The organism is Streptomyces sp. NPDC014676, assembly GCF_043084105.1.
In the GTDB taxonomy this organism is placed as follows: Bacteria; Actinomycetota; Actinomycetes; order Streptomycetales; family Streptomycetaceae; genus Streptomyces.
In genome coordinates this window covers 346,647-366,367 of sequence record NZ_JBIBZI010000006.1, presented here as the reverse complement: position 1 = coordinate 366,367, position 19,721 = coordinate 346,647, and the positions used below count along the sequence as shown (strand labels likewise).

General features: G+C 72.8%; 20 protein-coding genes and 2 pseudogenes. 9 read left to right on the top strand and 13 right to left on the bottom strand.

Annotated elements, in window-relative coordinates; genetic code table 11:
• The first annotated feature begins 20 nt into the window (after window positions 1-20).
• The 3 genes from ACF1DX_RS19760 (at window position 21) to ACF1DX_RS19750 (ending at window position 2,314) form a co-directional block, all read left to right on the top strand.
• Window positions 21-977 (top strand): ATP-binding cassette domain-containing protein, encoded by a 957-nt coding sequence (locus ACF1DX_RS19760; protein ID WP_391792455.1) that lies wholly within the window; start codon window positions 21-23, stop codon window positions 975-977.
• A complete protein-coding gene (locus ACF1DX_RS19755) occupies window positions 974-1,765 on the top strand; it encodes an ABC transporter permease (RefSeq protein WP_391792454.1) in 792 nt (263 codons plus the stop codon). Before ACF1DX_RS19760 ends, ACF1DX_RS19755 begins: the two co-directional genes overlap by 4 nt.
• Window positions 1,766-1,930: 165 nt before the next feature.
• On the top strand, window positions 1,931-2,314 hold the full coding sequence (locus ACF1DX_RS19750; protein WP_391792453.1) for a hypothetical protein: 384 nt from the start codon (window positions 1,931-1,933) through the stop codon (window positions 2,312-2,314).
• 3 nt (window positions 2,315-2,317) lie between these two features.
• Here the strand turns inward: ACF1DX_RS19750 and ACF1DX_RS19745 are convergent, their stop codons facing one another.
• From ACF1DX_RS19745 to ACF1DX_RS19735, 3 genes are all read right to left on the bottom strand, one after another.
• Window positions 2,318-3,961, bottom strand: coding sequence for a DNA repair helicase XPB (locus tag ACF1DX_RS19745; protein ID WP_391792452.1), 1,644 nt, complete (start codon window positions 3,959-3,961; stop codon window positions 2,318-2,320).
• A gap of 96 nt (window positions 3,962-4,057) precedes the next feature.
• Window positions 4,058-4,243, bottom strand: a complete 186-nt coding sequence (locus ACF1DX_RS19740) for a hypothetical protein (protein ID WP_391792451.1) — start codon at window positions 4,241-4,243, stop codon at window positions 4,058-4,060.
• A gap of 463 nt (window positions 4,244-4,706) precedes the next feature.
• Entirely contained in the window at window positions 4,707-7,391 is a 2,685-nt protein-coding gene (locus tag ACF1DX_RS19735) for a helicase-associated domain-containing protein (protein ID WP_391792450.1), read from the bottom strand.
• A 117-nt stretch (window positions 7,392-7,508) separates the two neighbouring features.
• Between ACF1DX_RS19735 and ACF1DX_RS19730 the strand changes: the two genes are divergently transcribed.
• Entirely contained in the window at window positions 7,509-8,534 is a 1,026-nt protein-coding gene (locus ACF1DX_RS19730) for a hypothetical protein (RefSeq protein WP_391792449.1), read from the top strand.
• Between the two features lie 419 nt (window positions 8,535-8,953).
• Entirely contained in the window at window positions 8,954-9,583 is a 630-nt protein-coding gene (locus ACF1DX_RS19725; protein ID WP_391792448.1) for an HAD family hydrolase, read from the top strand.
• 11 nt (window positions 9,584-9,594) lie between these two features.
• Here the strand turns inward: ACF1DX_RS19725 and ACF1DX_RS19720 are convergent, their stop codons facing one another.
• On the bottom strand, window positions 9,595-9,873 hold the full coding sequence (locus ACF1DX_RS19720; RefSeq protein WP_391792447.1) for a hypothetical protein: 279 nt from the start codon (window positions 9,871-9,873) through the stop codon (window positions 9,595-9,597).
• 164 nt (window positions 9,874-10,037) lie between these two features.
• Between ACF1DX_RS19720 and ACF1DX_RS19715 the strand changes: the two genes are divergently transcribed.
• Window positions 10,038-10,421: a cold-shock protein gene (locus ACF1DX_RS19715; RefSeq protein WP_030864536.1), complete on the top strand. Its 384-nt coding sequence runs from the start codon at window positions 10,038-10,040 to the stop codon at window positions 10,419-10,421.
• A 7-nt stretch (window positions 10,422-10,428) separates the two neighbouring features.
• Here ACF1DX_RS19715 and ACF1DX_RS19710 read toward each other — a convergent pair whose 3' ends face one another.
• The 4 genes from ACF1DX_RS19710 to ACF1DX_RS19695 all read right to left on the bottom strand — a co-directional run bounded on the left by ACF1DX_RS19710 (window position 10,429) and on the right by ACF1DX_RS19695 (window position 14,062).
• Entirely contained in the window at window positions 10,429-11,346 is a 918-nt protein-coding gene (locus ACF1DX_RS19710) for a 1,4-dihydroxy-6-naphthoate synthase (RefSeq protein ID WP_391792446.1), read from the bottom strand.
• Complete coding sequence (locus ACF1DX_RS19705; protein WP_391792445.1) at window positions 11,333-12,052, bottom strand: futalosine hydrolase; 720 nt, start codon at window positions 12,050-12,052, stop codon at window positions 11,333-11,335. The genes ACF1DX_RS19710 and ACF1DX_RS19705 overlap by 14 nt, the downstream gene beginning before the upstream one ends.
• An 11-nt stretch (window positions 12,053-12,063) precedes the next feature.
• Complete coding sequence (locus ACF1DX_RS19700) at window positions 12,064-12,564, bottom strand: DUF2771 domain-containing protein (RefSeq protein WP_391792444.1); 501 nt, start codon at window positions 12,562-12,564, stop codon at window positions 12,064-12,066.
• Window positions 12,565-12,628: 64 nt separating this feature from the next.
• Window positions 12,629-14,062, bottom strand: coding sequence for an MFS transporter (locus tag ACF1DX_RS19695; protein WP_391792443.1), 1,434 nt, complete (start codon window positions 14,060-14,062; stop codon window positions 12,629-12,631).
• 344 nt (window positions 14,063-14,406) lie between these two features.
• Here ACF1DX_RS19695 and ACF1DX_RS19690 point away from each other — a divergent pair, with 344 nt between their 5' ends.
• Window positions 14,407-15,333, top strand: coding sequence for a DUF3027 domain-containing protein (locus tag ACF1DX_RS19690; protein ID WP_391792442.1), 927 nt, complete (start codon window positions 14,407-14,409; stop codon window positions 15,331-15,333).
• A 64-nt stretch (window positions 15,334-15,397) separates the two neighbouring features.
• On the opposite strand, the gene ACF1DX_RS19685 is transcribed toward ACF1DX_RS19690, so the two are convergent.
• The 3 genes from ACF1DX_RS19685 to ACF1DX_RS19675 all read right to left on the bottom strand — a co-directional run bounded on the left by ACF1DX_RS19685 (window position 15,398) and on the right by ACF1DX_RS19675 (window position 17,037).
• Window positions 15,398-15,964, bottom strand: a complete 567-nt coding sequence (locus tag ACF1DX_RS19685) for a hypothetical protein (RefSeq protein ID WP_391792441.1) — start codon at window positions 15,962-15,964, stop codon at window positions 15,398-15,400.
• A 23-nt stretch (window positions 15,965-15,987) separates the two neighbouring features.
• Window positions 15,988-16,434, bottom strand: a complete 447-nt coding sequence (locus ACF1DX_RS19680) for a hypothetical protein (RefSeq protein ID WP_391792440.1) — start codon at window positions 16,432-16,434, stop codon at window positions 15,988-15,990.
• Window positions 16,435-16,644: 210 nt separating this feature from the next.
• Window positions 16,645-17,037 (bottom strand): ATP-binding protein, encoded by a 393-nt coding sequence (locus ACF1DX_RS19675; protein WP_391792439.1) that lies wholly within the window; start codon window positions 17,035-17,037, stop codon window positions 16,645-16,647.
• Between ACF1DX_RS19675 and ACF1DX_RS19670 the strand changes: the two are divergent.
• Window positions 17,029-17,208: pseudogene (locus tag ACF1DX_RS19670) on the top strand (transcriptional regulator); the annotation flags it as partial. The gene ACF1DX_RS19675 and the pseudogene ACF1DX_RS19670 sit on opposite strands and share 9 nt — an antisense overlap.
• Window positions 17,174-17,382: pseudogene (locus ACF1DX_RS19665) on the top strand (DUF397 domain-containing protein). The pseudogenes ACF1DX_RS19670 and ACF1DX_RS19665, both read left to right, overlap by 35 nt.
• A 69-nt stretch (window positions 17,383-17,451) precedes the next feature.
• On the opposite strand, the gene ACF1DX_RS19660 reads toward ACF1DX_RS19665, so the two are convergent.
• Both ACF1DX_RS19660 and ACF1DX_RS19655 read right to left on the bottom strand, forming a co-directional pair.
• The gene (locus ACF1DX_RS19660) at window positions 17,452-18,054 is read right to left on the bottom strand and encodes a M23 family metallopeptidase (protein WP_391792438.1); all 603 of its coding nucleotides are present in this window, start codon (window positions 18,052-18,054) and stop codon (window positions 17,452-17,454) included.
• A 351-nt stretch (window positions 18,055-18,405) separates the two neighbouring features.
• Window positions 18,406-19,668, bottom strand: coding sequence for an SLC13 family permease (locus ACF1DX_RS19655; protein ID WP_391792437.1), 1,263 nt, complete (start codon window positions 19,666-19,668; stop codon window positions 18,406-18,408).
• Window positions 19,669-19,721 lie beyond the last annotated feature (53 nt).

Here is a 19,721-nt window from a genome sequence, read left to right as displayed (position 1 = left end):
CACCCGAAGGAGAATCCCCCATGACCGGCTTGGCCATCGCGGCGCACGGCCTGCGCAAGTCCTACGGCGACAAGACCGTCCTCGACGGCGTCGACCTGACCGTCCCGGAAGGCACGATCTTCTCCCTGCTCGGCCCGAACGGCGCCGGCAAGACCACCGCCGTCAAGATCCTCTCCACCCTCATCACCGCGGACGCGGGCGACCTGCGCGTCGGCGGCCACGACCTCGCCACCGACCCGCAGGCCGTGCGCGCCGCGATCGGCGTCACCGGCCAGTTCTCCGCCGTGGACGGCCTGATCACCGGCGAGGAGAACATGCTCCTGATGGCGGACCTGCACCACCTCCCCAAGCACGAGGGGCGGCGGGTGGCCGCCGAACTGCTGGAGCGGTTCGACCTCACCGAGGCCGCGAAGAAGCCCGCCTCCACCTACTCCGGCGGCATGAAGCGCCGCCTCGACATCGCCATGACCCTGGTCGGCGACCCGCGGATCATCTTCCTCGACGAACCGACCACCGGCCTCGACCCGCGCAGCCGCCACACCATGTGGCAGATCATCCGCGAGCTCGTCACCGGCGGCGTCACCGTCTTCCTCACCACCCAGTACCTGGAGGAGGCCGACGAACTCGCCGACCGCATCGCGGTGCTGCACGACGGCAGGATCGCCGCCGAGGGCACCGCCGACGAACTCAAGCGGATCGTCCCCGGCGGCCACATCCGCCTCCGCTTCACCGACCCGACCGCCTACCGCACCGCCGCCACCGCGCTGACCGAGGCCGGCCGGGACGACGACGCCCTCGCCCTCCAGCTCCCCAGCGACGGCACCCAGCGCGAACTGCGCGCGATCCTCGACCACCTGGACGCCGCCGGCATCGAAGCCGACGAACTCACCGTCCACACCCCCGACCTCGACGACGTGTTCTTCGCCCTCACCGGCCCCACCGCCGTCCCCGCCCAGCCCAAGGAGACCGTCCGATGAGCAACCTCGCCCTCGCCGTCCGCGACTCGTCCACCATGCTGCGCCGCAACCTCCTGCACGCCCGGCGCTACCCCTCGCTCACCCTGAACCTGCTGCTCACGCCGATCATGCTGCTGCTGCTCTTCGTCTACATCTTCGGCGACGCGATGAGCGCCGGCCTCGGGGACGGCGGAGGCGACCGGTCCGCGTACATCGCCTACATCGTGCCCGGCCTGCTGCTGATGACCATCGGCTCCACCACGATCGGCACCGCGGTCTCCGTCTCCAACGACATGACCGAGGGCATCATCGCCCGCTTCCGCACCATGGCCATCCACCGGGGCTCCGTGCTCATCGGGCACGTCATCGGCAGCGTGCTGCAGTCGGTCGCCAGCGTGGTCCTCGTGGGTGCCGTCGGCGTGGCCATCGGCTTCCGCTCCACGGACGCCACGGCCCTGGAATGGCTGGCCGCGTTCGGGCTGCTGGTGCTGTTCGCCCTAGCGCTCACCTGGATCGCCGTCGGCATGGGCCTGGTCAGCCCGAACGCCGAGGCCGCCAGCAACAACGCGATGCCGCTGATCCTGCTGCCGCTGCTGTCCAGCGCCTTCGTCCCGGTCGAGGGGATGCCGGGCTGGTTCCAGCCGATCGCCGAGTACCAGCCCTTCACGCCCGCCATCGAGACCCTGCGCGGGCTGCTGCTCGGCACGGAGATCGGCCACCACGGATGGCTGGCCGTGGCCTGGTGCCTGGGCCTGGCGGTCCTCGGCTACTTCTGGTCGGCCGCCAGGTTCGGCCAGGACCCGAAGTAGCCCTCATGAGGGGACGAACCATGTCCCGCGCTCCGGCCCCAGGGGCGGCGTACTCCGACACCGAGTCGGCGCACGCCGCCCCTTCGGCGTCTGAGTACGCCGACACGTCCCGGCTGAGTACCCGCGCCGGTGCGCCGGCCACCGCCCGGCCGCTTCACTGGCCGTATGAGCCACCACCACGCCGCCGCCCCCGTTCCCTCCGCCTGGCAGGACCGGGCCGAGCGGGACCCCCGCGCCTGGGTGGCGCCCACCGTCGCGACCGTGCTCGGGGCGCTGCTGGCACCCGTGGCGTTCCTGTTCGGCGGGCTGTCCGTGATGGCGACCGACGGCTGCGGACCCGACGACTGCTCGCAGGCGCTGACGACCGCCCTGAACATGGTCTTCGGAACCCTGTTCTTCGGCGGCATCCTCGCGGCAGGCGCCTGGCTGGCCTCCTGGCTGCTGCCCTGGACCCGCCGCTGGTCGGTGCCGCGGGCCTGGCTGGCGGGCCTGTCGCTGCTGCCCTGGCTGCTCGTCCTGGCGCTGGTGTTCAACCTGCCCGAGGGATGACCGTCAGCCGTCGGTGAGCAGCTCGTCCGCGTCCATGATCCGGTACGCGTACCCCTGCTCCGCCAGGAACCGCTGGCGGTGCGCAGCGAAGTCCTGGTCGATGGTGTCCCGGGCGACCACCGAGTAGAAGTGGGCCTGGTGCCCGTCCGCCTTGGGCCGCAGCACCCGGCCGAGCCGCTGCGCCTCCTCCTGCCGCGAGCCGAAGGTGCCCGACACCTGGATGGCGACCGTGGCCTCCGGCAGGTCGATCGAGAAGTTCGCGACCTTGGACACCACCAGGACGCTGATCTCGCCCTCCCGGAACGCGTCGAACAGCTTCTCCCGCTGGGCGTTCGACGTCTCACCCTTGATCACCGGCGCGTTCAGGTGCTCGCCCAGCTCGTCGAGCTGGTCGATGTACTGCCCGATGACGAGGATCTGCTGCCCCGCGAACCGCCGGACGATCGCCTCCGTCACCTTCTGCTTGGTCGCCGTCGTCGAGCAGAAGCGGTACTTCTCCTCCTGCTCCGCCGTCGCGTACGCCAGCCGCTCGGAGTCGGTGAGGTTGACCCGGACCTCCACGCAGTCGGCCGGGGCGATGTAGCCCTGCGCCTCGATCTCCTTCCACGGCGCGTCGAACCGCTTCGGGCCGATCAGCGAGAACACGTCCGACTCGCGGCCGTCCTCGCGCACCAGGGTGGCCGTCAGGCCGAGCCGCCGCCGGGCCTGGAGATCGGCGGTGAACTTGAAGACCGGCGCGGGCAGCAGGTGCACCTCGTCGTAGAGGATCAGGCCCCAGTCCCGGGAGTCGAACAGCTCCAGGTGGGGGTAGATCCCCTTCCGCTTCGTCGTCAGTACCTGGTAGGTGGCGATGGTGACGGGGCGGATCTCCTTCCGCGTCCCGCTGTACTCGCCGATCTCGTCCTCGGTCAGCGAGGTCCGCTTCACCAGCTCGTGCTTCCACTGCCGGGCCGAGACGGTGTTGGTGACCAGGATCAGCGTGGTCGACTTGGCCTGCGCCATCGACCCCGCGCCGACCAGCGTCTTGCCCGCGCCGCAGGGCAGGACGACCACACCGGAGCCGCCGTGCCAGAAGTTCTCCACGGCCTGCTTCTGGTACGGGCGCAGCGCCCACCCGTCCTCGACCAGCTCGATGGGGTGCGCCTCGCCGTCCACGTACCCGGCGAGGTCCTCGGCCGGCCAGCCCAGCTTCAGCAGCGTCTGCTTGATCTGCCCGCGCTCCGAGGGGTGCACGACCACCGTGTCGGGGTCGATGCGGGCGCCGACCAGCGGCGCGATCCGCTTGGAGCGCAGCACCTCCTCCAGCACGGGCCGGTCGGTGCTGGTCAGGACGAGGCCGTGCGCCGGGTGCTTGTGCAGGCTGAGCCGGCCGTAGCGGTCCATGGTGTCGGCGATGTCGACGAGCAGCGCGTGCGGCACCGGGTAGCGGCTGTACTGCACCAGCGCGTCCACGACCTGCTCGGCGTCGTGCCCGGCCGCCCGCGCGTTCCACAGGCCGAGCGGGGTCACCCGGTAGGTGTGGATGTGCTCGGGCGCCCGCTCCAGCTCGGCGAACGGCGCGATGACACGACGGCAGTCGTCGGCCTGCTCGTGGTCGACTTCGAGGAGCAGGGTCTTGTCGGACTGGACGATGAGCGGACCATTCACGCGCGGCTGCCTTTCTGCGACGGGCTCGGCACGGGCCCTTCGGCCAAACCTCCAGTCTGCCCGATCGCGCGCGTTCGTGGTCCTGAGCGGACCGGGCTACGTCAGCGCGGGCAGCGTGAGGTTGTTCACCAGCGGCCCCTCGACGAGCACCCCCTCGGTGAGGAGCGGCTCCCCTCCGGCGGCCGGAACCGGCAGCGGCAGCGCGGCGGCGGCCGGGGTGAGCACCGCGACGAGCGCGAGAGCGGAGAGACAGACGGCCACCGCACGGAACGTGGAAGTCACGGGACACCCTTCATTTCTTTCGGACTTCTTCGACCTGTTCTTCGACTTCTTCGGGCTTCTTCGGGCTTCTCCGGACGACGGGAACGGGCCGGCCCCGGGGACGAGGGACCGGCCCGCCGTGAACGAGAAACGGAACGGATCAGAACACGGGACGGGTCAGGACACGGACACGTGTCAGAAGGTCACACCCCCGCCGAGGTCGATCCCGACCGCGGCGGCCTCGGCGGCGAACGCTCCGAGCAACACGGCCGTGGAGGTCAGTACGGCGGCGACGCGACGAACGGCACGCATGGGACTTCCTTTCTGTTGCGTGCGAACGGACCGCGGTGGCTTCCGGGCCCGTCCAGGACATCCGGTGGCTGCCCAACGGCCCGCCACGGGATGCGCGACACCCCACAACCTCGCCCATCAGGGGGAACATCCCGGCGTGGCGCGCATGAAGTCCGCCGTACACCCGAACGGCTCAGCCCTCGTCGTCCGCCAGCTCCGCGACCCCCGTGATCCTGTGCAGCGGATACGTACGCACCTCGTCCGCGGTGTGGTCGTACGCCGTGACGAAGCCGCCCTCCACCCGGACCGGGGCGATGACGCGCTGGCTGGCGCCGCCCTCGGCGTTGACGTAGCCGATCCACAGCGCCTCGCCGGTGAGGACGGCGGCCTGCACGGTGGCGAGGGTCTCGGCGGCGGTCGTACGGGGCGGCTCCCCGCGGTCCGGCTCGCTCCCGCCGGCCGGTCTGCGCGGGGCGGTGGAGGCCAGGTCGCCGGCGCGGACGGCGCGGACCGCCGCCGTGAGCAGGGTGTCGTCGGGGACCGGCGGCCCGTCCGGGACCGGCGCGGGGGGAGTACGCGGCGGGGTGCGGTGGGCGTCGGCGCGGGCGATCACCACATCGCCCTCCGCCGACTCGGCGGCCGGTGCGAACCCCATCGCGCGCAGCCCCTCCAGCAGGCCGGCCGGACCGGCCTGCGCGGCCAGCACGGTCGGGGCCAGCCGGCGCAGGCCCAGCCCCGCGGCCCGCCTGTCGGCGAGGATCTCGCTGAGCACGGCGTCGTCGTCGCAGCGGACGTAGGCCGAGGCGGCGCCCACCCGCAGGTGCCCGTGCCTGCGGGCGACGTCGTCGATGAGGTACGCCAGCGGCTGCGGCACCGGCGTACGGGAGTGCGCGGCGAGGAAGGCGTGCAGGTCGGAGGCGGTCTGCCCGGTGTCGAGGGCACGCCGTACCGAGCCGGGCGTGAACCGGTAGACGGTCGCGCCACCCTTCGACTCCACGTCCGCGAGGACCCCGAGCACGTCGGCGAGCGGACGCTCCAGCGGGCCCGGCGCCACCGCCGTCAGATCGGCCTGGAGGAGCACGTGGTCCAGCGGTTCGGGCAGCAGCGGCGCGAGCAGGCGGGCGGCGGCAGCGGCGGCCGTGGCCTGCTCGGCGGGGGAGAGCGGCGCCGGCGCCGGGGCGGGCCGGTGGTGCACGGGCAGCTTGTCGCCCGGCCCTTCGGACTCCGCCTCCGCCCGCCTGGCCGCGGGCGCGCCGATCAGCGCACGCCCGTGCGCGGACAGCGCGCCGCGCCCGGTGACGCCGAGCATCTCCGCCTCGGACAGCGTCCACCGCGCGATCCGCGCCCGCAGATCCTCGCCGTCCCTCTCCGCCGAGGCCCCCTCCGCCCCGCGGACACCTCCGGCGACGGAGCCGTACGCACCCGCCCCCCTGCCGTCCCCGGCCCCGGGGCCGCCCGGCGTCCGGTGGGCGCCCTCCGCCGCCGGAGAGGCCGTACCGGCGGAACCCCGCCCGCCCCCGCGCGGGGGGCGTTCCCAGCGCAGTCGTGCCAGGACCGACTCCAGGGCCGGTGCGGTCCCCTCCGGGAGGCCGGACAGCAGGGCCAGGACCCTGTGCCGTACCTCCGGGGCCGCCGAGCGGTCCAGGCCCGGGCCCAGGGCCGACAGTGTGCGGTCCTTCGCGTCCCGCCCGCCGACCAGCCCCGCCGTCCGGGTCGCCGTCAGCCACGCCGTGGCCAGGTGCGCCCACCGCTCCGCGTCCGGCCGTTCGCGCCACTGGTCGTACGCCGGGGTCGCCGCGTACCGCTCGTCCGCCTCCCCGTCGGAGGCCAGCAGCCCGGCCGTGTAGGCGAGTTCCACCCAGAACGCGGCCACCGGCTCGGGCACGTCCAGGGCGGCGGCGGTCCGCTTCAGGTCCCGCACGCTCAGCCCGCCCGCCCGCAGCACCGCCGGGCCGCCCTCGTGCCAGTCCTTCAGCAGCTCCTCGACCGTCGACAGCGCCGTGTACGCCTGCCCGGCCGCCGTCGCGTCCACCACCTGTGGACGGTGCGCGGCGGCCGCCTCGACGGGCGGCGGCGACGGCTCCACCGCCCGGTGCGCCCGTCCGGCCCGCAGCCGCAGCGCGACCTCGCGCGGCAGGACGACCGTCCCGGGCGCCGTCGGCAGCAGCAGCCCCCGGTCGAGCAGCCAGCGCAGCCGGGGCGCGGGATCGGCGGTGACCTGCCCGTACGGCGGGCCCCAGACCAGCCGTTCCAGCACCTCCACGGACTCGGCCGGCGCCCCGTCGAGCAGCGCCGACATCCGCTCCGGGTCGTCGAACAGGGCGGTCAGCGCGGTCACGGCGGACACCGAGTCGTGCGTCGACGGCAGTCCCGCCGCCGCCACGATCTCCTGGATCCGCCCCGGCGACATCCCGGCGGTGGCCTCCCGCACGGTCGGCCCGAGCCCGGTCGGCGAGGGGTGCTGCGGCGACGGCGCCAGCAGCTCACGGGCGGCGCGCACCAGCCGCAGCCGGTCGTCACCGCCCCACACCAGCGCCTGCTCGCGCAGCACGCCGAGCGCGTGCGGCAGCGCGGCGGAGACCGCCGGGTCGCGGTCGTCGCCCGCCATCAGCCCGAGCAGTTCGCCGTACGACGCCGGATCCGCCGCCACGGCCAGCGCCTGCGCCGTCTGCAGCGTGAACCGGTCCAGCCGCTCCAGCGCCCGTACGACCGAGGCGCGGGTGCCGGCGCGGGTGGCGAGCTGGGTGAGGTCGGTGGGCACGGGCGTGACGAGGTCCGGCCGGCCGCGCAGCAGCGCGGCCAGCGCCGCGTCGTCCCGCCCCCGGAGGGCCTCGGCGAGGGATCGGGGGGCCGCCGCGGGCTTCTCCTCGGTGCTCATCCGCCTCACGTTAGCGGGTGGGTACGCCGGTGGCGTGCCGGGAGTTGGGTCGGCCGGTCCCACTCGCGGTACCGTCGGGCGACGGTGTCCCGACGCATCCGTCCCGGAGGGGACTTCGTGGGTATCGAGAGCGACCAGGTCGTCTACGAGTATCTGAGCCGCGTCGGCGACGTGGCGCAGCAGCGGCAGCTGCCGTCGGCGGCCCGTATGCGGCTGGTGGCCGAGCTGCGCGACGAGATCGACCGGCGGCGGGCGAAGGCCGTGGTCGATTCGCCCGCGGCGGTCCGCCGCATCATCTCCCGCATCGGCACACCGACCGAGGTCGTCACGGCGGCCGAGGACACCTCTGCCGCCGCCGCGCCGCCTGCGGCCGTGCCGGTGCAGCGGGAGCGGGAGGGCGGCGCGGGGGCCCGCGAGGACGCCCGTGCCGGGGCTCGCGAGGACGCCCGTGCCGACCGCCCCAAGGGCGTCCTGCGCCGGCTCGTCCCCCGGCCCCGTCCTGTCGCCGGGGCGTCGGACGGCGGTCCCGCCCCCGCCGACGTGCCGTCCCCGCCGCACCGGGCCGGCACGGACGAACTCGGTGACAGCGCCACCCAGCCCGACTGGTGGCGGGTGGACAACAGCGCGTTCGGCATCGGTGACGAGGTGCCGGGCTTCGTCGGCGGGGTCGAGATCCCCGAACTCCTCAAGCCGCCCCCGGCGAGGGAGAAGGAGGAAACGCCGGCTGAGCCGGCCGCCGTGCCCGAGGCAGAGGAGGAGCCCGCCGCTTCCCGTCGCCGCCGCTTCCTTCCGCGCCTGCCGTCCGGCCGCTGGAGCAACCCCCTGCTCCTGCTCGCCGCCGGCCTGCTGGTCGCCGGGACCGTGATCGGTGACTGGCGCGCACTGCTCCTGGGCTGGCTCATCGCCTACGCCTCCCGTCGCCTGACCCAGGCGGAGATCAAATGGGCGGTGGTGATCCTTCCCGGCCTCGCGCTCGCGGGCGGTGTCGTGTGGCTCTGGGGGAGGACGGCGGGGCGTTGGGGTACGCCCATCGCCGAGGGGCACATGAACGCCGCGATCTCCGAGACGTGGCCGTGGGTCATCCGGGCCGCGGCCCTCACCACGGCGCTGTTCCTGGTCTGGCGCTCACAGCGCCGGCGCTGACCCTTCGGGTCGGCTCAGCGCACTTGGCTCGGCTCAGCGCCTTCAGCTCAGCTCAGCGCCTTCAGCTGAACTCAGCCTTTCCGGCTGGACCCAGCCCTTTGGCTGTACTCAGCCCCTCCGGCGTTTGAGGAGCGGGGGTCCGGGGGCAGCGCCCCCGGGGACGGGAATGGGAAGGGGCGGCGGGGGCGATCCAACCCGGGCGTCCGGTTGCGCTCACGGCGCTTGCCAGGCGCCGCTGCGCCCACCCGTGCCGCCCCAGCGGCACGACTGCCCGCAGTTACACGGCGCGACTGCCCGCAGTTACGCGGCACGTCTGCCTGCGGTTACGCGGTGCGACTGCCTGCGGCTACGCGGCACGCCTGCCCGTGGCCGCGGGCGGTGCGTCTGGCCGTGGCCGGGGTGTTGGGACAATGGCGCGCATGGCCCTCACCGTCCCCCTCCCGCCCACCGTCGGTTTCGACCTCGACATGACGCTCATCGACTCCCGCCCCGGCATCCGCGCCTGCTACCTCGCGCTGGCCGAGCGGACCGGGACGTACATCGACGCCGACCTCGCGGTCACCCGCCTCGGCCCGCCGCTGGCGGACGAGCTGGCCAACTGGTTCCCGGCCGAGCGGGTCGACGAGATGGCGGACCTCTACCGGGCGATGTACCCGGCGTACGCCATCACCGCCACGCCCGCCCTCCCCGGCGCCCGTGAGGCGATAGCCGCCGTGCAGGAGGCGGGCGGGCGCGCGATCGTCGTCACCGCCAAGTACGAGCCCAACGCCAAACTGCACCTGGCCCACCTCGGCATCGAGCCGGACGCCGTGATCGGGGACCTGTGGGCCGAGCAGAAGGCGCTCGCGCTGCGCGAGCACGAGGCCGCCGTCTACGTCGGCGACCACGTGGGCGACGTGCGCGGCGCGCGGACCGCCGGCGCGCTGTCCGTCGCCGTCGCCAGCGGTCCCTGCGACGCCACGGAACTGCGCGAGGCCGGCGCGGACGTCGTCCTCACCGGTCTGCCGGAATTCCCGCGGTGGTTTTCGGACTACTGCTCGAACGGCTGACCGGAAACCGCTCAGGAAACCGGATCCGAAACCTGCCCGGAAACCTGTCCCGCCCGTGCCCGGCGGCGCCCCGCCGCGGCCGAACGCAGTACGCCCGCGCCGGCCATCAGGAATCCGACGGCCATGAACATGCTCAGTCCGAACATGTACGTGGGAAAGGGCGTCGTCCCGAGGAACAACGGGGCCACGGTGACCAGAGTGGCCACGGCGCCGACGAAGAAGACGATGGCACCGGCACGGACCAGACCGTCACCGGGCGCGGGGGAATTCGCTTGGGTTTTGTCACGCACCGGACCAGGGTAGTTCCCAGCGCGAAGGAACAACCGGGTGACGTCTTGTCACCGGCCCGAAGACCATTAGCCTTGGTACCGGCGGGTCATCGGGCCCGCCCGAGTGCTATCAAGAGCCGTTTTCCGAAGCAGTTTTCCCGACGAGTACGAGGACGAGGACAGACGTGCCCACCGGCAAGGTCAAGTGGTTCAACAGCGAGAAGGGCTTCGGCTTTCTCTCCCGTGACGACGGCGGGGACGTCTTCGTGCATTCCTCGGTCCTCCCCGCCGGAGTCGAGGCCCTCAAGCCGGGCCAGCGCGTGGAGTTCGGCGTGGTCGCCGGACAGCGCGGTGACCAGGCCCTCTCCCTGACCGTCCTGGACCCGGCTCCGTCGGTCGCGGCGGCCCAGCGCAAGAAGCCGGACGAGCTGGCCTCCATCGTCCAGGACCTGACGACCCTGCTGGAGAACATCACGCCGTCACTGGAGCGGGGCCGCTACCCCGACCGCGCGGCCGGCAAGAAGATCGCCGGTCTGCTCCGCGCGGTCGCCGACCAGCTCGACGTCTAGAGCCGGCTCAGGGGAACCGCAGCGCGTCCGGGCCGAGGGGCGGCACCAGTCCCTCGGCCGCCGCACGCGTGAGCAGCCCCCGTACGGCCGCGTAGCCGTCCTCGCCGAGACCGGCCGTGAACTCGTTGACGTACAGCCCGATGTGCTGGTCGGCGACGGCCGGGTCCATCTCCTGGGCGTGCTCCATGACGTACGGACGTGACACCTCCGGCTCGTCCCAGGCCATCCGTACAGATGTGCGAATGGCGTCGGCGAGTCGCGTCAGCGTCTCCTCGCCCAGCGACCGCTTCGCGATGATCGCGCCCAGCGGGATCGGCAGTCCGGTGGTCCGCTCCCAGTGCTCACCCATGTCGGCCAGCTTGTGCAGCCCGTAGTCCTGGTAGGTGAAGCGCGCCTCGTGGATGACGAGTCCCGCGTCGACCTTCCCGTCCCGTACGGCGGGCATGATCTCGTGGAACGGCATCACCACGATCTCGCCCACCCCGCCCGCCCGTCGCCCACCACCGCCCTCAACCGAGGGCCCTTCGGGCCCGCCCCCCTTGGTTCCAACGACGTCCGCCGCCCACAGCCGGAACAGCAGGTACGCCGTCGACCGCTCGCTCGGCACCGCGACCGTACGCCCGGTCAGGTCCGTCCCGGCCTCCCGGGTCAGCACCAGCGGCCCGCAGCCCCGCCCCAGCGCGCCCCCGCAGGGGAGCAGGGCGTACTCGTCGAGGACGTACGGCAGCACCGCGTACGACACCTTCAGCACGTCCAGCTCACCGCGCTCGGCCATGCCGTTGGTGAGGTCGATGTCGGCGAAGGTGACGTCGACGGCGGGCGCGCCGGGGACGCGGCCGTGGGCGAGGGCGTCGAAGACGAAGGTGTCGTTCGGGCAGGGCGAGTAGGCGATCCGCAGGCGCTGCTGCTGTTCAGGGGTGGTCATGCTGAATCCAACTCTCCAGGACGGGCGCGAGCTTCCCGAAGCCCTCGGTGAGGGCGCTCAGGGCGTCGCCGATGCGCCAGGCGGCGCGGTCGCGCGGGCCGACGGGGTTCGACACCGCCCGCACCTCCAGCACGGGCCGACCCTGTGCGACGGCCGCCTCGGCCACACCGAAGCCCTCCATGCCCTCGGCGAGGGCGTCCGGGTGGCGGGCGCGCAGTGCGGCTGCCCGGTCGGCGGTGCCGGTGACGGTGGAGACGGTGAGGACGGTGCCGGGGCGGGCGCCCGTCACCCGGACGGCCTCCCGTACGAGGGACCGCGGGGAGGGGTGCGTGACGTGCCCGAAGCCCAGTTCGGTGACGGGGAGGAAGCCGTCCGCGGTCTCGGCGCCGAGATCGGCCACCGTGATCGTGCGGGAGACGACGAGCGAGCCGAGGGGCGCCTCGGGCTGGAACCCCCCGCCGATGCCGGCGCAGACGACGAGACCGTAAGGGGTGCCGTCCAGCGCGGCGGCGGTCAGCGCGGCGGCGGTGGAGGCGGCGGCCGCGGCGGGGCCGACACCGGCGGCCAGCAGGTCGAACCCGCCGCCCGTGCGGACCAGGCTCACCCCGGGAAGGTGCACGTGCTCCGCGTCCCCGGGGAACGCCCCGGCCACCGCGTCCCGCTCGACGGGGACCGCGGTGGCCACGAGGACGCGTGAGGACGACACGACCGGACCGATCAGTCTTCCTTCTTCTTCAGCCGGAAGGACCACAGCCCCGTGGCCGACTGCTCGCCCTCCTTGATCGACACCAGGGTCGAGTCGCCCTGGGCGCCGTACTGGGCGTTGAAGAACACGCTGCCCGGGATGACCTGGTAGGTCTTCTTGCTGGAGTCGACCAGCGGCTGACCGTTCATCAGGATGGTCCAGCCGTGGTCGGCGATCTCCGGGTCGACGCCGAAGCGCACTTCCTTGGTGGAGTCGACGGTGATCTCGTCGATGCCCTTGTCCTGGAGGCACTTGTTGAGCGTCTCGGTGTTCAGGGCCTCGCCCTCACCACCACAGGTGGCCTCCGAGCTCACCGAGTCGCCGCCCACCGTGATGGTGGCCATCGGCGTCGGCTTGTCACAGGCGGCCAGGACGAGCAGTCCGGCGGATACGGCGCCGACGGCGGCGACGGCACGGCGGCGTCGCACAGCGCGGTGACTCGAAGCGGCTGCGCCGCGGGGCAACGTGGTCATGGGGCGAAGGCTATCTGGCGCGTCCGCCACACTCCCCATGCGGGGGTACGGCGTGGCCGCGCCGTTACGCCACTCGCGCCCGCCCCGCGTTCCCCTGCCGGGCCGAACGGATCAGTCCCCGGACCGTGGTCAGCCAGCCCGCGGCGACGATCGTCGCGCCCACCGCCAGCCCCAGCGCGCCGATCAGCGGCATCACGATGCCGATCGCGCCGCCCAGCACCCACGACATCTGCAGCAGCGTCTCCGAGCGCGCGAACGCCGACGTCCGCACCAGCTCGGGCACGTCCCGCTGGATCAGCGCGTCCAGCGACAGCTTGGCCAGCGCCTGCGCGAACCCGGCGACCGCGGCGAGACACGCCACCAGGACCGCGCCGAAGAACGCGGCGGCCAGGATCGCCGCACTCGCCACACACGCCACCACCGTCACGATGATGATCTCCGGGGCGCGCGACCGCAGCCACGCCCCGACCGCCGTACCGAGCGCGTTGCCCGCCCCCGCCGCCACGCCCACTATGCCGAGGGACACGGCGGCGCTCTGCCCCGTCATCGGGTGCTCGCGCAGCAGGAAGGCGAGGAAGAAGATCAGGAAGCCGGTGAGGCAGCGGATGGAGGCGTTGGCGCCGAGCGCGTGGGTGACGGCCGGGCCGACCGTCCGCAGGCCGGGACGTTTCTCCGCCTTGCCGCGCGGGCCGTGCAGATGCCGCTCGTCGGCGGCGAGCAGCGCCACGTCCTCGCCCTTCGCGGAGTCCACCTTCGGCGGCAGCCGGAAGGACAGGAACATCCCCGCCACGAAGATCACGAACGCCCCGTACAGCGGCCAGCGCGGCCCGACCTGTTGCAGGCCCGCGCCGATCGGCGCGGCGATCCCGGTCGCCAGCAGCCCGCCGAGGGTGACCCGCGAGTTCGCCTTCACCAGGGAGAAGGCGGGCGGCAGCAGCCGCGGCACGACCGCGCTCCGGACCACCCCGTACGCCTTCGACGAGACCAGCACGCCCAGCGCCGCCGGATACAGCTCCAGCCCGCCGTTGACGACCGCGCCGGACAGCACCAGCGCGAGCAGCGCCCGGGCGAGCATCGCGCCGGCCATGGCGGCGCGGCGGCCGTGCGGGATGCGGTCGAGGAGCGGGCCGATCACCGGGGCGAGGAGGGTGAACGGTGCCATGGTGATGGCGAGGTAGAGGGCGACCCGGCCGCGCGCCTCGTCGGTCGGCACCGAGAAGAACACGGTGGACGCCAGCGCGACCGTGATCATGACATCGCCGGCGCCGTTCACGCCGTGCAGTTCGATCAGCTTGCCGAGCCCGGACTCCCCGGCGCCGTGCGCGTGGGTCGCCCGGCGGATGCCCCGCGCGGTTCTGGTCACCGGGAAGTGCAGGGCGCGCCCGAACGCGCGAAGAGGACCGCCCGCCCGGCTCGTCCCGGAGCGTCGGCCGCTGCCCCTGACCCCTTTCGGCCCACCGGTCCCGGTGGCGCCCTGGGGTGTCCTCGCGGTAGCCACGACGCCATAGTGCCCCGAGATGGCCGTGTGTAATGCCGTATCGCCGTGGACGCCGCCCGTGGTGCGGCTGTACGGCCGAACGCCGGAGGCCGACGGAAACACGTCGCCGGGGCCGGCCGGCCGCCCCTCGGAAACCGGCGCGCGGGACTCCGTAACAACCGTCGGTGTAGGCCCAGCGCACGCGAGAAGGTAGCGTGCGTATCTCAGCCATCCCGCAGAATGGATGGAGGCGCGCCCGAGCACGTTGTGGCGCGGACGTCGACGCGGTCCCACTGTCCGCTCCGTCCGCCCCCCGTGCTGGGAGTGGCGCACTCGTGAGACGGCGTAGGAGAGAAGCGATACCTGTGAGCGCAGCGACAACGCGAAGCCGCACCCCCGACCGTCTGTGCGCCGAGGCCGTCGACCTCGCCCGCGCCGCAGCCGAGGAGGTCGCCGCGCCCGGGGTCGTGGGCGAACACGAGGGGCTGGTCTCCGAGGGCGACCGCGTCGTCACCCACTTCTTCGGGTGCCACGAGCCCGGCTACCGCGGCTGGCGCTGGGCCGTCACCGTGGCCCGAGCCTCCCGCGCCAAGATCGTCACGGTTGACGAGGCGGTGCTGCTGCCCGGTCCCGACGCGGTCCTCGCCCCGGAGTGGGTGCCGTGGAGCGAGCGGCTGCGCCCCGGCGACATGGGCCCCGGAGATCTCCTCCCCACCGAGGCCGAGGACCTGCGTCTGGAGCCCGGTTTCTCCGGCGAGGAGGAGCCGCCGCCGAGTTCCGCGGTCTCCCATGAGATGGCCGACCTGGTGGAGGCGGAGGACGCCGAGGTCACGGCCGGCGCCCCGGCCGGCCTGCCGGTCGCCCCGTCCCGCGGCTCGATCGCGGCGGTCGCCGAGGAACTCGGCATGCGCCGTGCCCGGGTCCTGTCCCGTTACGGCCTGCACAGCGCCGCCGACCGCTGGGAGGAGGGGTTCGGAGCGAAGACCCCGATGGCGCAGGCGGCTCCCGCCTCCTGCGTGTCGTGCGGCTTCCTCGCCCCCATCGGCGGCTCGCTGGGCCAGGCGTTCGGGGTGTGCGCCAACGAGTTCTCCCCGGCCGACGGCCACGTCGTCTCCCTGGCCTACGGCTGCGGCGGCCACTCCGAGGCCGCGGTCATGCCGAAGCCTCCGCAGCCGGCCCCGCCGGTCATCGACGAGACCCGCGTCGACCCCTTCCCCCTCCGCCCCGCCCCCGACTCCGGCTCGGTCCCGGCGACGGAGGACGCCTTGGCGGCGGAGCTGGGCCACTCGTAGGCGAGAGCGGCTCGCCGGCCACGGCGCGACGGATCACGTCACGCCGTGACGGGCGGGGCGGGGCTCAGCGCCGCTGTTCGACGTCCTCGATCGAGGACGGGCCCATCTGGCTGGCGCTGGCGTACTCGGGCATCGTCATGGGCTTGTCGAAGAGGAAGAACGACTGGTTCGTCCCCACGGTGAACTCCATGTACGCGCCGGTCGTGGCGTCGAAGCCGTAGTACGCGTGGCACATGGAGCCTGCCGAGTACGTGCCGTCCATACCGGGCTGCGGCAGGACCGCCACGCCGTGGGACGTGCTCTCCATCCGCTCGGTCGGGGTGAGCATCTTGCAGCGGGGCACCGGCAGGCCCTTCATGATGAAGTACCCGTACTCGCCCTTGGCGTTCTGGATGTAGACGTACGACAGTTTGCCCCGCTTGCCCCAGGTCTCGACCCACTGGTTGATCGCCTCACGGGTCGGCGAGTACTCCATGCGGCCCGCGGGCTGCCGCGCCACGAGCCGGTCGTAGCCGTCCTGCTTGGCCTTGTTCTCCTTGTCCTGGCTGGAGTCGTCGGTGCAGGAGGCCAGTCCGAGGCCCAGAGCGAGCACCGAGACGGCTGTCAGGGAGATGCGTGCGATCCTGCGCATGGTCGGTCGTCCCCTTCCCGGGATCAGGCGGTGCAGGTCGTCTTCTCGGCGTCGACGTCGAGCCGGTAGGGCAGGTCCCTGTCACGGAAGGGGGCGCGGTGCTCCTGGGCGGCCTTCGTGTTGTAGTCGTTGACGGACTCGATCCGTGTCGCCCGCAGCGCGGTGACCGACTGGTCGATCTGGGCCCTGCGCGCCTCGGACGCCGACTCCCGCTCCTGCTGGAGCGCCAGAATCGTCCCTTCGGCGTTCTGCACGGCCTCGCACAGGTCGAAGAACTCCTCGTACGTCGTCAGCCGGAACGCGCCGGACCCGACGGTCCGCTCCCGCTCCTCGACCTCACCGCGGAACGGCGCCGTGATCCACCCGGCGCCCCCGAAGGCGAACGCGCCGACCACGTACAGAATCGCCAGGCCGACGATCCCGCAGACGAGCCATGTGCCGATCCGTGCTCCCTCGCGTAGTTCCCCCATGGCACTTCCCTTCCGGGCTGTCCACCACAGGCGCGGAAGCCGGCGCCCGGCAACGCGCCTCTCCTGTAGGATCGTTGAACAATCCTCCCAGTCTGACAACCCCTCGCGCGACTGATTTCCCGTCAACCGCGCCTCGCGGCACGGGGCGCGACGGCTCGCACCCCGTCCACGCTCCTCGAAGGGACGAACGCGCCCATCGCCGCCGATGGCCTACGGCACCCGGCCGGAGGGGATCCTCGGTTCGGCCCGGACCGTCTTGCGTGGAAAACGGCCCTCCGTCGCGCCCCAGCGGTCGGCGAGCGCCTCGACCAGCAGCAGGCCGCACCCGCACTCCGTGTCGGAATCGGCCTGTTGCGGCTGGGGCAGGCGCTCGCCGCACGTGTCGGTGACCTCGATGCGGAGGGTGTCGGCGACGACGTGGAGCGTGAGCCGGAAGTCCCGTCCCGTGACGCGACCGTGGGCCGCCGCGTTGACGGCCGGCTCCGCGATGACCTGGCGAGTAGGGTCCACGGGCAGCCCCCAGGAGCGCGGTTGGTCCGCTCCCAGTCGCCGGACTTGGTGAGCACCGCGTGGCGTGGGGGAGAGCAGCACGCTGAACCGCACCCAGGACTGGACGGCCGAATCGAGTCGCTGAAGTTCCTGGACGGTACGGCAGTGGGGCGCTCCGACGGTAAGTTCAACGGGCCTGCTGTCTCTGACCCGAGGCAGCTCCGCGTCCTTGAGTTTTCGCTTCGGGCTCATGAACCGCAGGGCATCCGCCAGGGACGTCTCTGACCTGGTGTGGTTCAAGAGCAGCTACAGCGACGGTACCGACGGCAACTCCTGCGTCGAACTCGCCCTCACCCCCGGCACCGTCCACGTCCGCGACTCCAAGACCCTCACGGGCCCCGTCTCGCCCTCGCACCGGACGCGTGGGCGCGTTTCGTCCCGTACGCGGCCGAGAACTGATCACCGAAAGCGACCCCGAGAACAGAGCCGTTCTCGGGGTCGCTCGGGTGGTGCCGGGTGCGCGGTGGGTCAGACCGTCACGCCGTTGGCGCGCAGGAACTTCGCCGGGTCCATGGCGGAGCCGTAGTTCGGGGTGGTGCGGATCTCGAAGTGCAGGTGCGGGCCGCTGGAGTTGCCGGTGTTGCCGGACAGGGCGATCTTCTGGCCGGTCTTGACGATCTGGCCGATCTTCACATTGACCTGCGACAGGTGGGCGTACTGGGAGTACGTGCCGTTGCCGTGCTTGATGACGACGGCGTTGCCGTACGCGGGGCCGTCGCCGGCGCCGTTGGGGCCGGCCTTGACGACGGTGCCGCCGTGCGCGGCCATCACGGTGGTGCCGGTCGGGACGGCGTAGTCCTGGCCGCTGTGCTTGTGCGCCCACATGCCGCCGTTCTGGGCGAAGCTCGCGGACAGCTTGTAGCTCTTGACCGGGGAGGTCCAGGAAGCCGTCGTCTTCGCGGCGGCCTGCGCCTGGGCGGTGGTGGCGGCGCCGGGCGCGGCCGTGTTCTCGGCGGCGACCGCGGCCCCGACTCCCAGGACGACCGTGGCGCCCATACCGGCGGCCAGGACGGCCGCGCGGGTCTGGTTCAGGGACGTACGGGGGAGACGGGACGTGACGCGCTGGAGCATGGAGACCTCATGGGTGAGGGGACAGGGAAGCCGGCGGCGGAACGGGTCCGTGCCGCGCTGGCTGTTCCTTGGTAACCGGAACCGGACAGAAGCCGCAAAGGTGTGACCTACGACGAAAGGCCGTACTTCAGGCATGAGACGCACGTCTCTTGACCGGTGGGTCCGGGCGGGGCGAAACCCTCCATTCCAAGCTGATCCCTCAGCTCTTCACCCTAAATGTCCCTTTTGAATTCAACCACTTTTCCACTATCCCGGTTAGTACCGGACGGAACGCCTGTGCCGCTTGTCACCGGGAGCCCGATCCGCGGCCCGCCTGGATGTGGCGTGGGTCTCCGGGGTCTCCGTCCGGAATCACCCGCCCAGCAGCTCCAGCGACACCCACAGCGCCACCGTCGACGCCACCAGCGCCGTCGGGACGGTGGCCAGGCCCAGCAGCGTGAAGCGCCTGAGGCTGACCTCATGGGCGTGGTGGTGGGCGATGCGGCGCCACAGGAGGGTGGCCAGGGAACCCGCGTAGGTGAGGTTCGGGCCGATGTTGACGCCCAGCAGGACCGCGAGGACCGCGCCGGGGCCGGACGGCGCGGCCAGGGGGACGAGGGCCAGGACCGCCGGCAGGTTGTTGATCAGGTTGGCGAGCAGCGCCGCCAGGCCCGCGACGGCCAGCAGGGCCGGCAGCGACGTGCCGTCGGGGAGGACCGCGCCGAGCGCGTCGCCCAGACCGTGGTCCAGGACCGCCCGTACGACCACGCCGAGGGCGAGGACGAACGCGAGGAACGGCAGGTCGGCCGAGCGGAGGAGCGCCGCCGGGGTGGTGCGGCGACGCGACAGGGCCCGTACGGCCAGCACCGTCGCGCCGGCCGCCGCCGCCCACGCCGGGTCGACGCCGAGCGCGGACGCCACGGCGAACCCGGCGAGCGTGGCGGCCACCGTCACCAGGGCGAAGAGCGGCGGCCCCACCGGCTCCTCCGGCACCTCCGGAGCGGTGGGCACCGCATCCAGGTCGGCGGCGAAGAAGCGGCGGAAGACGGCGTACTCCACGGCGATCGCCGCCAGCCACGGCAGGGTCATCAGCAACGCGAAACGGGTGAAGCCCAGTCCCGTGGCGGTGAACGCGAGCAGGTTCGTCAGGTTCGACACCGGCAGCAGCAGCGACGCCGTGTTCGACAGGTGCGCGCCCGCGTAGACGTGGGGAGCCGGACGGGCACCCATGCGGGTGGCGGTGGCGAACACCACCGGCGTCAGCAGCACCACGGTGGCGTCCAGACTGAGCACGGCGGTGATCAGCGAGGCGAGGGCGAAGACCGCGCCCAGCAGCCTGCGCGGCCGGTGACGCGACCAGCGGGCCATCCAGCTCCCGCAGGCGTGGAAGAGGCCCTCGTCGGCACAGAGCCTGGCGAGCACCAGCACGGCGGCGAGGAAGCCGAGCACCGGCCCGAGCCGGACGGCCTCCTCCCGCACCGCGTCCAACGGGATCGCGCCGGCCGCGATCACGACGCCGGCCGCGGGTACCGCGAATACCGCCTCCGGCCAGCGGAAGGGACGGACGACGGCATACACCAGCACCACGGCCAGCGCGGCGACGGACAACGATTCGAGCAGCACAGTCCTGATCATCCACAGGGGGCGGCGGGACGTGGACACCGCGTCGCCGCAACGGCGTGGGGCGG

Excerpts from the sequence above, each read along its gene's own strand:
- ACF1DX_RS19655 (WP_391792437.1), bottom strand. The coding sequence starts at position 19,668 with ATGATCAGGACTGTGCTGCTCGAATCGTTGTCCGTCGCCGCGCTGGCC.
- ACF1DX_RS19680 (WP_391792440.1), bottom strand. The coding sequence starts at position 16,434 with ATGGGGGAACTACGCGAGGGAGCACGGATCGGCACATGGCTCGTCTGC.
- ACF1DX_RS19710 (WP_391792446.1), bottom strand. The coding sequence starts at position 11,346 with ATGACCACCCCTGAACAGCAGCAGCGCCTGCGGATCGCCTACTCGCCC.
- ACF1DX_RS19735 (WP_391792450.1), bottom strand. The coding sequence starts at position 7,391 with ATGAGCACCGAGGAGAAGCCCGCGGCGGCCCCCCGATCCCTCGCCGAG.
- ACF1DX_RS19660 (WP_391792438.1), bottom strand. The coding sequence starts at position 18,054 with ATGCTCCAGCGCGTCACGTCCCGTCTCCCCCGTACGTCCCTGAACCAG.
- ACF1DX_RS19700 (WP_391792444.1), bottom strand. The coding sequence starts at position 12,564 with ATGACCACGTTGCCCCGCGGCGCAGCCGCTTCGAGTCACCGCGCTGTG.
- ACF1DX_RS19750 (WP_391792453.1), top strand. The coding sequence starts at position 1,931 with ATGAGCCACCACCACGCCGCCGCCCCCGTTCCCTCCGCCTGGCAGGAC.
- ACF1DX_RS19725 (WP_391792448.1), top strand. The coding sequence starts at position 8,954 with ATGGCCCTCACCGTCCCCCTCCCGCCCACCGTCGGTTTCGACCTCGAC.
- ACF1DX_RS19755 (WP_391792454.1), top strand. The coding sequence starts at position 974 with ATGAGCAACCTCGCCCTCGCCGTCCGCGACTCGTCCACCATGCTGCGC.
- ACF1DX_RS19760 (WP_391792455.1), top strand. The coding sequence starts at position 21 with ATGACCGGCTTGGCCATCGCGGCGCACGGCCTGCGCAAGTCCTACGGC.
- ACF1DX_RS19685 (WP_391792441.1), bottom strand. The coding sequence starts at position 15,964 with ATGCGCAGGATCGCACGCATCTCCCTGACAGCCGTCTCGGTGCTCGCT.